Annotated in this window: 6 protein-coding genes; 3 read left to right on the top strand and 3 right to left on the bottom strand. The window is 71.2% G+C overall.

Annotated features, from left to right (window positions below; all coding sequences use genetic code 11):
• Positions 1-100: 100 nt before the first annotated feature.
• A complete protein-coding gene (locus ACWDA7_RS17910; RefSeq protein WP_450605235.1) occupies positions 101-2,170 on the bottom strand; it encodes a PhoX family protein in 2,070 nt (689 codons plus the stop codon).
• Positions 2,171-2,494: 324 nt separating this feature from the next.
• Between ACWDA7_RS17910 and ACWDA7_RS17905 the strand changes: the two genes are divergently transcribed.
• Positions 2,495-4,453 carry a VWA domain-containing protein gene (locus ACWDA7_RS17905; protein ID WP_450605234.1) on the top strand — a complete coding sequence of 653 codons (1,959 nt, stop codon included), beginning with the start codon at positions 2,495-2,497 and terminating at the stop codon, positions 4,451-4,453.
• Between the two features lie 179 nt (positions 4,454-4,632).
• Positions 4,633-6,348, top strand: a complete 1,716-nt coding sequence (gene metG / locus ACWDA7_RS17900) for a methionine--tRNA ligase (RefSeq protein WP_450605233.1) — start codon at positions 4,633-4,635, stop codon at positions 6,346-6,348.
• A 234-nt stretch (positions 6,349-6,582) separates the two neighbouring features.
• Here metG and aspS read toward each other — a convergent pair whose 3' ends face one another.
• The gene (aspS, locus tag ACWDA7_RS17895) at positions 6,583-8,346 is read right to left on the bottom strand and encodes an aspartate--tRNA ligase (RefSeq protein ID WP_450605232.1); all 1,764 of its coding nucleotides are present in this window, start codon (positions 8,344-8,346) and stop codon (positions 6,583-6,585) included.
• 286 nt (positions 8,347-8,632) lie between these two features.
• On the opposite strand from aspS, the gene ACWDA7_RS17890 reads away from it, so the two are divergent.
• On the top strand, positions 8,633-10,798 hold the full coding sequence (locus ACWDA7_RS17890; protein ID WP_450605231.1) for a SpoIIE family protein phosphatase: 2,166 nt from the start codon (positions 8,633-8,635) through the stop codon (positions 10,796-10,798).
• 762 nt (positions 10,799-11,560) lie between these two features.
• On the opposite strand, the gene ACWDA7_RS17885 is transcribed toward ACWDA7_RS17890, so the two are convergent.
• Entirely contained in the window at positions 11,561-12,649 is a 1,089-nt protein-coding gene (locus ACWDA7_RS17885; RefSeq protein WP_450605230.1) for an AI-2E family transporter, read from the bottom strand.
• Between the last annotated feature and the right edge of the window lie 63 nt (positions 12,650-12,712).

Below are 12,712 nucleotides of genomic sequence, written 5' to 3'. Positions count from 1 at the left end.
GGCGCGAACGCGGGAGACCAGTGCATCCACCACCGTTCGGGATGCGCCAGTTGACCAGGATTGGGTACAAGACTCACTCCTGCTCACTGACTAGGGACGGTCAGACCCCTACGTCACGGCCGTCCGCGCGCCACACCGCCACGACGGCGGGGCGGACGATCTTCCCAGGTCCGTCGGGCCAGGTGCTGGCCGGCTTCTCGACGCTCGCGCCGTCGATCTCGCCCGGGTGCTGCACGGCCACGATCACGCGCCGGTCCTGAACGATCGGACCGCAGGTCTCGGCGCCGTTCGGCACGGTCAGGAACTGCTTGAGCTCACCGCGCCGCTCGCCGCGCACGGCGACGCCGAAGAGCCCGTCGTGGGAGCTGAGCTGGTTGCCGTCGGTGGAGATCCACAGGTTGCCGTGCGGGTCGAAGGCCACGTTGTCCGGGCAGGAGATCGGGCTGACCCGGTCCTTCGGGAAGCCGGCGAAGTAAGTGGAGGAGTCGGCGGGGTCACCGGCGACGAGGAAGACCGACCAGGCGAACACGGTGCTCTCGGGCCGGTTGCGGCCCTCGGTCAGCTCCAGGATGTGCCCGTGCTTGTTGCCGTTGCGCGGGTTGGCCTCGTCGGCGGCCGGCGAGCCGGTCTTGCCGCGGTTGGTGTTGTTGGTGAGGACGACGTACACCTTGCCGGTGTGCGGGGACGGCTGGATGTCCTCGGGCCGGTCCATCTTGGTGGCACCGGCCTTGTCCCCCGCGAGCCGGGTGAACACGAAGACCTCGTCCGCGCTCATGCCCTCGACGTGGGACACGGCGCCGTCGGCGGTGGCGGTGGCGAGCGGGACCCAGGTGCCGGAACCGTCGAACTCCCCGTCGCCCGGAAGCTTGCCGCTGCCGTCGATGTCGGAGGCCGGGGAGTCGCCGGTCAGCTTGGCGACGTAGAGCGTCCCCTCATCGAGAAGCGTGAGGTTGTACTCGCGCGCGGACCGCGAGTTCCCATGCCTCATCCGCTTGCTGCTGACGAACTTGTAGAAGTAGTCGAACCGCTCGTCGTCACCGGAGTAGACGACGGGCCGCCCGTCCTCGGTCAGCCGCACGGTCGCGGCCTCGTGCTTGAAGCGGCCGAGCGCGGTGCGCTTGCGGGGCGTGGACGTCGGGTCGTACGGGTCGAACTCGACGACGTACCCGAAGCGGTTGACCTCGTTGGGCTCCTGGGCCAGGTCGAAGCGCTTGTCGAACCGCTCCCACTTGCGCTCGGTGGCGGAGGTGCCGATGCCGTACCGCTTGTCCGTGGCGCTGGACCCGTTGGCGAAGTACTGGTTGAAGTTCTCCTCGCCGTGCAGGGTGGTCCCCCACGGGGTGGTGCCGCCGGAGCAGTTGTTGAGCGTGCCGAGGACCGTGCGGCCGGTCGGGTCGGCGGAGGTCTTCAGGAGGTCCGACCCGGCGGCGGGGCCGGTGAGACGGAACTGGCTGGTGGCGGTGACACGGCGGTTGAGGTGGTGGCGGGGCACCGCAGTGAGGCGGCCCGTCTTCCTGTCCTCCTCGACGACCACGGCGGCGAGCCCGTGGGCGGCCCAGGCCACCTCCACCTGCTGCCGGGTGGGGTTCGCCGGGTCGTACCCGCGGAACATGATCACTTCGTCGGTGTACTCGTGGTTCGCCACGAGGAGCTGACGGTCGCACTCGCCCGGGAGGGGCAGGAGGGCGAGGAAGTCGTTGTTGTACCCGAACTGGCCGGCCTGGGCGGCGGCGGTCTGGTTCTCCGGGTCGAAGGCGGGGGCACCGCGGAGGATCGGGTCGCCCCAGCGGATGACCACGTTCTGCCGGTAGCCCTCCGGCACGACCACGGCGTCGGTGGTGTTGGGGGCGACGGAGGCGAACCTCAGACCGCGGGCGCCGCCGGCGGTGCTCGCGGCGGTGCCCTGGGCGTCGGTGGCGGCCGAGGCCTGCGGAGCCTTGGCGGCGGCAGCCGTTCCCGCGGCGGTGGCGACCGTGACGACGGCGGCGGCACGCAGGGCGGAACGGCGGCTGAGGGCTCCGGCGATGACGTCGCCGACGTACTCGTTGGAGGTGGTGTTGGGCACCTCGTGGAAACAGGCGTCACCACACCGGAAACGGCAGGTCAGGGCGGACCGGCCGCCGGGGTGCGAGCCGGACGGCGTTCCGATCAGCGGCAGTATTTTGCGCACTTTACTCTCCCCATACGATCTCTTGGTGTGGGCGTGACCTTAGGGGGGTAGATGTGCGAGATTCAGGCGGACTGATGAACGATGGGTGAATCAGTGGGAGCCGTACGGGGGTTGGAGCAGCGGCAAGCGAGGCGCGGTCCGCGCGGGGGGCACGGCGGTCAGACCGCCTGGCCGGATGGCAGGTGATGGCGGGATCGCGCCGTTGACACCGGGCGCTTCCGATGGCCGGACCCTGCCCAAGATCGCCGCCTGTGACCGCTAACCTTACGTGTCCGTCCTGGCCAGGGATTGACGGGCATCAACCTCATGCGAAGGGTTGCGCACATGGGCATTCTCACTCTCCTGCGGAACGCGTTCGGCCGCTCACGTAAGGGTCGCTCCGCCGAGGAGGAGCCCTCGCGGGAGACGGCGACGCCCACGGAACCGGCGGTTTCGGCACCGGCGACGCAGCCGGAACCGTCCGCCACGGAGTCCACCGCGCCGGCCGCGACACCCGGGATCCCGGCCCAGCAGTCATCGGACTGGGTGGACGAACACGAACTGGTCTCGGCCGCGTTCGACAACGTGACGGTCCCGAGGCAGGCGACTCCGACGGAGGAGCCGGAGGCCTCGGCGCCGGCGGCGGCTACGGTACCCGCGGGGGCTTCCGCGCTGCAGGAGGCTTCCACGCCGGCGGAGACGCTGGTGCAGGCGGAGGCTGAGGCGACGGCGGAGACGCCGGCCGCGGCGGAGACGCCCGCTGAGGCGGAGGCCGAGCCTACGGCGACGCCCGACGCGGAGACTGCGGCTGCGGCCGAGGTCGAGGCCGAGGAGCCGGTTCAGACCGAGACGCCGGCCGAGGCAGAGGCGGAGACGCCGACCGAGGCTGCGGCGACGGTCGAGGCTGAGGAGCTGGTTCAGGCCGAGGCCGAAGCGGAGACGCCCGCCGAGGGAGAGGCCGAGCCCACGGCGACGCCCGACGCGGAGGCTGAGGTTGCCCAAGCCGAGCCTGCCGAGGCTGAAGTTGCGGCGGAGCCGGAGGCCGAGGAGACGGTCGCGGCCGACGCCGAGCAGGCGACGGCGGAGCCGGAGGCCGAGGCCGCCGAGGTGACGGAAGGACCGGAGGCCGAGACGGCGCCGGAGCCTGCCGCGGAAGTCGCACCGGAGCCGGAACCGGCCGAAGAGGCCGCAGCAGAGGCGCAGCCCGAGCCGACCCCCGAGCCCGAGCCCGCCGCCGCAGCCACCCCCGAGGCCGAACCGGAGCCGGAAGCGACCCCCGAACCCGAGCCCGTGGCCGAGGTCACGGCAGAGCCGGAGCCCGAAGCCACCCCCGAGCCCGAGCCCGCCGCCGAAGCGACCCCCGAGGCCGAACCGGAGCCGGAAGCGACTCCCGAGGCCGAACCAGAGCCGGAGGCGGCCCCCGCTTCCGAGTCCGTGGCCGAGGTGGCCGAGCCCGTGGCCGCCGACAGCGAGGAAGCCCAGAACGAGGACGACACCGCCGAAGGCGAAGCCGAGACGGCCGAACCGCAGGCCGAAGCCGAGCCCCAGGCCGAAGCAGCCGAGCCCCAGGCTGAAGCACCCGAGGAGCAGGCCGAGACGCCCGAGCCGCAGGTCGAAGCGGCCGAGCCGCAGGCTGCCCTGCCCGCGCTGACCCTCGACGGGCTCACCTCCCTCGCCCCCGGCCTGGCCACCGCCTACAAGGCCGCGGCGACCTCCCTCGAGAAGTTCGACCTCAACGGCACCCGCGCCAAGGTCTACCTCGTGCTCGACCGGTCGGCCTCCATGCGCCCGTACTACAAGGACGGTTCCGCACAGGCCCTCGGCGAGCAGGCCCTCGCCCTCGCCGCCCACCTGGACTCCGAGGCGACGGTGCACGTCGTCTTCTTCTCCACGGAACTGGACGGCACCGGCGAAATCACCCTCGCCGACCACGAGAACCGCATCGACGACCTGCACGCGGGCCTCGGCCGCATGGGCCGCACGAGCTACCACGCGGCCGTGGAAGCGGTGATCGCCCAGCACGAGAAGTCCTCGGACCCCGCTCTGCCGGGCCTGGTGATCTTCCAGACGGACGGCGCCCCGGACGCCAAGACCCCCGCCACCCAGTCCCTCACGAACGCCGCGAAGAGCCACCCCGGCCTCTTCTTCTCCTTCATCGCCTTCGGCGACCCGGAGAACAAGGCCTTCGACTACCTCCGCAAGCTCAAGACGGACAACACCGCCCACTTCCTGGCCGGCGAGACCCCCCGCGAGCTCACGGATACGGAGGTCTACGAGGGCGTATTGGCGGCCTGGCGGCCGTAAGGTAGGCCCGAAGATCCGCCCGATCGGCGCAACGGCATCCGGCCGCCCCTTCCCACGTCATAAAACGGGAAGCGGGCGGCCCGCCTGTTTCGGCTACGATTTCAAGGTTCGCAGACGACGCAGACGGCCCGAAAAGCCGACGCCCGTCACTCCACGCAACAACTTGGGAGCAGCCCGCGATGGCTCGACACCTCATCACCAGCGCCCTTCCGTACATCAACGGGATCAAGCACCTGGGCAACATGGTGGGGTCCATGCTCCCGGCGGACGTGTACTCCCGGTATCTGCGCCAGCGCGGCCACGACGTGCTCTACATCTGCGCCACGGACGAGCACGGCACCCCCGCCGAGCTGGCGGCGAAGGAGCTGGGCCTGCCGGTCGACGAGTTCTGCGCCCAGGCCCATGACGCGCAGAAGGCCGTGTACGACGGCTTCAACCTGGCCTTCGACTACTTCGGCCGCAGCTCTTCCACGCAGAACCGGGACATCACCCAGGAGATCGCCCGCGAGCTGAAGGCGAACGGGTTCATCGAGGAGCGGGCCATCCGCCAGGTGTACTCGAACACCGACGGCCGCTTCCTGCCCGACCGGTACATCATCGGCACCTGCCCGCACTGCGGCTACGACAAGGCCCGCGGCGACCAGTGCGAGAACTGCACGCGCGTCCTCGACCCCACGGACCTGATCGACCCGCGGTCGGCGATCAGCGGCAGCAGCGACCTGGAGGTCCGCGAGACCAAGCACCTCTTCCTCCTCCAGTCCGCACTGGCCGGAGAGGTCGAGGCGTGGGTCGACGAGCGCGCCGACAACTGGCCGATCCTGGCCTCCTCGATCGCCCGCAAGTGGCTCACCGAGGGCCTGCACGACCGTGCGATCACCCGTGACCTGGACTGGGGCGTGCCGGTACCGGCCGACACCTGGCCGGACCTGGCCCTCGAGGGCAAGGTCTTCTACGTGTGGTTCGACGCCCCGATCGAGTACATCGGCGCCACAAAGGAGTGGGCGGACCAGGACCCGGAGAACCGGGACTGGCGCTCGTGGTGGTGGGAGTCGGACGCGGACGTCCACTACACGCAGTTCATGGGCAAGGACAATGTGCCCTTCCACAGCGTGATGTTCCCGGCGACCCTGCTGGGCACCCGCTCGCCGTGGAAGAAGGTCGACGTCATCAAGGCCTTCAACTGGCTCAACTACTACGGCGGCAAGTTCTCCACCTCGCAGAAGCGCGGCGTCTTCACCCATGACGCGCTGGAGATCCTCCCCGCCGACTACTGGCGCTACTTCATGATGGCGAACGCGCCGGAGTCCGACGACTCCTCCTTCACCTGGGAGCACTTCACGGCCACGGTGAACAAGGACCTGGCGGACACGCTCGGCAACTTCGTCAACCGGGTGCTGTCCTTCTCCCGCAAGCGCTTCGGCGACGCGGTCCCGGAGGGCGGTGAGCCGGGCGAGGCCGAGGCTAAGCTCGGCGAGGAGATCGGGCGCCTCCTCGCGGAGTACGAGGAGCACATGGAGGCCATCCAGTTCCGCAAGGCGGCGGCCTCGCTGCGCGCCCTGTGGTCGGCCGGCAACTCCTACCTGGAGGAGAAGGCCCCCTGGCTGGAGATCAAGACGAACAAGGAGGGCGCGGCCCTCACCTTGCGCACGGCGATGAACCTGATCCACCTGTACGCGGTGGTCTCGGAGCCGTTCATCCCGACGTCGTCCGCGGCCATGCGCGGCGCTTTCGACCTGAAGGACGACACGGCGACCTGGGTCACGCAGGAGGAGGCCAAGTCCCTCGCCACCGTCGCCCCCGGCACGCCCTTCACCGTCCCGCCGGTCCTCTTCGCCAAGCTCACGGAAGAGGACCTGGAGAACTACAAGGAGCGCTTCGGCGGCGAGACGGCGTAAGCACCTCGGCCGCTCCGTGGGGCCCCGGGAACCATGCGTTCCCGGGGCCCCGCGGCATTTCCGAGATCCCCGGTGAGTAAACCGGTCGTCCGCCGCGCAGGTGAAGATCGCGACCGGTTGGGGCGGGTACAAGGCCCTGTCCTGACGCCGTTTCCCGCGGGCGATGCCCGTGGGAAAGACGGACGGGCCCGCAACCCCTTCTCGGGGGTTCCGGGCCCGCTCTCGTGTCGCGCCTTACTTCGGCTGCGGCTTGCGGATGGAGAGGTGCAGCTCGCGCAGCCGCGGCTCGTCCAGCTCCGTCGGCGCGCCCATCATCAGGTCCTGGGCGTTGCCGTTGAGCGGGAAGGAGATCGTCTCGCGGATGTTCGGCTCGTCGGCCAGCAGCATCACGATGCGGTCGACGCCGGGGGCGATGCCGCCGTGCGGCGGGGCGCCGAAGCGGAAGGCGCGGAGCATGCCCGCGAACTTCTCCTCGACGGTCTCCCGGTCGTAGCCCGCGATCTCGAAGGCCTTGAGCATGATGTCCGGCTCGTGGTTCCGGATCGCGCCGGAGGACAGCTCGACGCCGTTGCAGACGATGTCGTACTGCCAGCCCAGGATGTCGAGCGGGTCCTGCGTCTGAAGCGCCTCGAGGCCGCCCTGCGGCATCGAGAACGGGTTGTGCGAGAAGTCGATCGCGCCGGTCTCCTCGTCCTTCTCGTACATCGGGAAGTCGACGATCCAGCAGAAGCGGAAGACGCCCTCCTCGAAGTGGCCGGCACGCTTGGCGGCTTCCACCCGCACCGCGCCCATGATCTTCGAGACCTCGTCGAAGTCGCCGGCACCGAAGAACACCGCGTGGCCGGGGGCCAGGGACAGCCGCTTCGTCAGCTCCGCGACGTTCCCCTCGGTCAGGAACTTCGCGATCGGGCCGGTCAGCGAGCCGTCCTCGGCGACGCGTACCCAGGCCAAGCCCTTGGCGCCCAGCGAGACCGCGTACTCACCGAGCTGGTCGAAGAACTTCCGCGGCTGTGCGGAGACGTCCGGCACCGGCAGCGCGCGCACGTGCTGCCCCGCGAAGGCCTTGAACTCGGAGCCCTCGAAGACATCGGTGATGTCCACCAGCTCCAGCTTGGCGCGCAGGTCCGGCTTGTCGGAGCCGTACTTCAGCATCGCCTCGCGGAACGGGATCCGGGGGAAGGGCGAGGTGACGTGACGCCCGCCGCCGAACTCCTCGAAGAGCTCCGTCATGAGCTTCTCGATCGGCTGGAAGACGTCTTCCTGCTCGACGAAGCTCATCTCGACGTCGAGCTGGTAGAACTCGCCCGGCGAGCGGTCCGCGCGGGCGTCCTCGTCGCGGAAGCAGGGCGCGATCTGGAAGTAGCGGTCGAAGCCGGAGATCATCAGCAGCTGCTTGAACTGCTGCGGGGCCTGCGGCAGCGCATAGAACCGGCCCGGGTGCACACGCGAGGGGACCACGTAGTCGCGGGCGCCCTCGGGGGAGGTGGCGCTGAGGATCGGTGTCGCCATCTCGTTGAAGCCCATCGCCGACATCTTCTGGCGCATGGCGGAGATGACCGCGGTGCGCAGCATGATGTTGCGGTGCATGCGCTCGCGGCGCAGGTCCAGGAAGCGGTACTCCAGGCGCCGCTCCTCGTTCACACCGTCCTCGGTGTTGATCGTGAAGGGCAGCGGGGCGGCCTCACCCAGCACCTCCACCTCGCCGACCTCGATCTCGATCTCGCCGGTCGGCAGGTCCGGGTTCACGTTCTCCGTGCCGCGGGAGACGACCTTGCCGTCGGCGCGGACGACCGTCTCCTTGGAGAGCTTGTCGAGCGCCTCGTACGCGGGCGTGCCCGGGCGGGCGACGAGCTGCGTGATGCCGTAGTGGTCGCGCAGATCGATGAAGAGGATGCCGCCCAGGTCGCGCCGATTGTGCAGCCAGCCGCTCAGCCGGACGTCGCTGCCGACGTCAGAAGCGCGGAGCTCGCCGCAGGTGTGGGACCTGTACCGATGCATCGTTCATCCAGTCTTCGCGGATCGGGGACTTTCCCGGGGCCGCTCGCCCCGGCGCCTCCGGGCAGGCACGGCCCGGGACCTTTCAAGGGTACCGGCCGCCTCAAGATCGCCTCCCCTTGATTACGGGCGCGCCCTGATCGGGGGCGCGGATGCGTCCGGACGCACAGAACCACGTCGAACCAGTTTGAGAGCACGGAACCTGTCGGAGATCACCACGAATCATTTCAAGATCCCCTTTTCCCCCGTTCGGTGGCATCCATCGATCCCCGCTTCTTACAGTGGGGCAATGCGCACTGGTGAGCCCCTGCCCGCCGTGGGGGATGTCCTGGCCGCTCTCGCGACCGGTCTATGGCGCTACGACGCCGCCGGGGGGCTCGTCACTCTGGACGCGGAGGCCGCGCGGCTGGTCGGGCTGCCCGCCGAGCCGGCGGTCCTCACCGAGGCCGGTATCCGTGCCCGTTTCCACCCCGTCGACTGGAACGAGGTCGACGGAATCGTCCAGCTCGCGCTGGCCGAGGGCACCATCGCCGAGATGCGGATGCGGATCATGGACGCGCACGGACGCGTGGTGCGCACCGTCCGCAGCCGCTCGAAGCCCTCGATCGACGCGCACACGGGTGCGTACGAACTGGTGGGCACCCTCCAGGAGGTCACGGATCCCTCCCTGAGCGCCGTGCATTCCCCCATCACCGGCGACTGGCGCCGCTCGCGCGAGGCGTTCCTGCTGGACGCGGGGCGCGCCCTGGCCGAGGCGCGGTCGACGGAGGAGGTGCTGCGGGTCGCGGCGGGGCTGGCCATGCCCGGTTTCTCCCCGGACGGGCTCGCGGTGTTCGGGGTCGAGGGGGACCGGCTGACCGTCGTCGGGCACCACGGGCACAAGCCGGGGGCCGAGGGTCCCTTCACACAGATGCTGCTGGACACGGACTACCCGGCCGCCGAGGTCGTCCGTACCGGCCGTGCCGTCTATCTGTCCTCACCCGAGGAGTACAAGGCCCGCTACCCCGTCTCCTGGCCGCTCGCCGCGCACTTCGGACGCCAGTCGTGGGCGTTCCTGCCGCTGACCGTGGCGGGGCGGACGATGGGCGCCTGGATGGCGGCGTTCAAGCATCCGGTCACCTTCACGCCCGACGAGCGCTCGGTGCTCACCACGGTCGCCCGCATGCTCGCCCAGGCACTGTTCCGCGCGGGCGCCGCCGAGACGGAGCGGGAGCTCACGGACGGGCTGCAGCGTTCGATGCTGCCCTCGCTGGGCCCTCGGATACCCGGCATGACGGTGGCCGCGCGCTATGTGCCGACCGGCGGCGGGCTCCAGGTGGGCGGCGACTGGTACGACCTGATCCAGTTGCCCGGGGGCACCTCCGGGACGAACTCCGGGGGCCGGTTCGCGCTCACCATCGGCGACGTCCAGGGCCACGACGTACGCGCCGCTGGCCTCATGGGCCAGCTGCGGATAGCGCTGCGGGCCTATGCCGCCGAGGGCCATCGTCCGGACGCCGTCCTCTCCCGCGCCTCGCGCTTCCTGCATGGGATGACCCACGGCGAGGACGGCGCCGACCTGCGCTTCGCGACCTGCCTGTACGTCGAGGTGGATCCCGCGACGGGCACGCTGGAGATCGCCCGCGCCGGCCATCCCGACCCGGCGATCCGCATGGCCGACGGGACCGTGCTGATGCGGCCGACAGCGGGCGGACTGCCACTCGGTATCGACCCGGACGCGGACTACCCGACCACCCGGCTCGCCCTGGAACCCGGGGAGACCCTGCTGCTCTGCACGGACGGGCTGATCGAGACCGGCGGGCACGACCTGGACACCGGCTGGCGGAGGATCCGGCGGATCCTCGAGGAGCACGAAGGCGACATGGAGGGGCTGGCCGACGCGCTGGTCCAGGCCGTGCACGGGCCCTCCTCCCACCACGCCACCGGGCCGCTGACCGATCGGCGCGAGGACGACATAGCCGTGGTGCTGCTGTGCCGGATCGCCGAGGGGTGCGGCTGCGAACCGGCCACGGAGATACGGCAGCCCGTGCGCCGCATGATGCTGACGATCGCGCAGGCAGAACCGGAGCGGATCGCGAGCGCCCGGCACCAGCTGCGCGACCTGCTGCACGACTGGTCCTCCGAGGACCAGGTGGACTCGGCGGTGCTCCTGGTCTCCGAGGTGCTGACGAACGTCCTCGTGCACACCGACACGGACGCGCTCTTCGTCGCCGAGGTCTTCCAGGACGGGGACGGCCTGGACGGCGGCAGCGGACGCCGGGTCCGCGTCGAGGTCACGGACGCCAGCGACGACCTTCCCCACAAACGCCGCCCCGGCGAGCTCGCCTCCTCCGGCCGCGGCCTGGTCCTGGTCGGACTGCTCGCCGACGCGTGGGGGGTGGATCCCCGGGGCGAAGGCAAGAGCATCTGGTTCGAACTGCACGAGGAACCGGCGAAGGACGACGGCAAGGTCTAGGCGGCGGCGACGGGGGCGCGGATGCGGTGACGGGCGGGGTGCGCTGACGGGGGTTTGGGCGCGGGGCTGGGCTGGGGGCGGCGGCCCGACGCTCGGCTCAGCGACCCGAGGGCCGGCGCCCGGCCCGGACGCCTGGTGGGCCCGGCGACCTGGCGGTCGGCCCTGGCCCAGCGGCACGGCCGTCGGCTCAGCAGCCCGGCGGTCGGCGCCCGGCCCAGCAGCCTGACGGGCACGGCAACCTGGCGGTCGGCCCCTGGCCCAGCGGCACGGCGAGTCGGCCCTGGCCCAGCGACCCAACGGGCGCGGCGACCCGGCGATCGGCTCAGCAGCCCGGCGGTCGGCGCCCGGCCCAGCAGCCTGACGGGCACGGCAACCTGGCGGTCGGCCCCTGGCCCAGCGGCCCGGCGATAGCTCAGCGACCCTGCGCTCGCGCGGCCCTGCACTCGCGGCCCTGCCCCCGGCTCGACAACTCGGCGGTCAGCCCCTGGGCCCGACGACCCAGCGGCCGCACGCCCCGCGCTCCGTTCACAACCCGGCGGCCGGCGCCGGGCCCTGCGCTCGGCCCAGCAGCGCGGCACCCGACCTGGCTCGGCTCAGCAACCCGGCCGTCGGCGCCGCAGCCCGGCGGCCCAGCGGTAGGCCGGCGGCCCCGGGTCTCCGCTAGCCGGGGAATCCCGTGCCCGGCCGCCGCTCCCCGGGGCGCGCAGCTCTCGGCAGGCGCCGAGGCCCCGGGCCACGCCGCCGCCAGGCACCCCATTCGCGTCAAGTCGCCGGCGGCCGTTCCTCCCCATCCTCCGGTTCCGGCGGCATGGCGGCCGTCTCCTCGTGCCCGTACCGCGACCGCAGCTCGTGCGCCACGCCGAAGGCCGCCGCCGTCAGCGGCACCGCGAGCAGCATCCCCAGGATCCCCGCGACCGAGGCCCCCGCGGTGATCGCCAGCAGTACCGCCGCAGGGTGCATCTGCACCGTCCGGCTCTGGATCGCCGGCTGGAGCACATGTCCCTCCAGCATCTGCACGGCGATGACCACACCGAGCGCCCACAGTGCGATGACGAACCCGCGGTCGGCGAGGGCGACCAGGATCGCCACGGCGCCGGACAGAAAGGCGCCGAGATACGGGACGTACGCACCGACGAAGACGAGCGCGCCCAGCCCGATCGCGCCGGGCACTTGGAGGATCAGCAGCCCCACGGTGATGCAGAAGGCGTCGATGAGTGCGATGAGCGTGGTCCCGCGCATGAACCCCTCGACCGCCTCGTAGGCGCGCCGCGCCATCGCCTCGACGGTGTCGCCGGCGTCCCGCGGGGTCAGCGAGCGCAGCAGTCCGGCGGCCCGGTGGCCGTCGCGCAGGAAGAAGAAGACGAGCAGCAGGGCGAGGACGGCCATGGCGATGGCCTCGCCGACCACGCTGACCCCACTGAGGACGTTGGAGGCGGCGGTCCCGCCGAACTTGGTCAGCAGTTCCTTGGAGTGGGAGGCCAGGTCGTCCAGCGAGGTCCCCGCGGCTCCGAAGTACTGCGCGACCGACTTCCCGGCCCGTTTGAGCGAGGCGACGATCTGGCCGCCGGTGTCGATGAGCGCGGTGACGACGATGTAGACCGCGCCGCCGACCACGGCCACCACCGCGACGCAGGTGATCACGGCGGCCAGGGACCGGTGCACGCCGACCCGCACGAGCTGCCGGTGCAGCGGCCCGAGGAGCGCGGTCCCGAGCAGCGCGAGCAGCACGGGCACGACAGCCGTACGGAACTCCCCGCACAGCCTGATCACGACCCAGCCGACCCCGGCGACCAGCAGAAGGACGGCGCACCAGGCGGCCAGCCGGCGTACGGGCTCGGGGAGAAGGTGCACCCCACCAGCCGACCACGCGCACGGGCGGGCTGTCCTGTGCGGACGGCCCGCCCGGGTGACGCG

Source organism: Streptomyces sp. NPDC001156 (assembly GCF_053598275.1).
The sequence above is the reverse complement of the archived record's forward strand: the minus strand, read 5'-3'. Positions and strand labels throughout refer to the sequence as shown.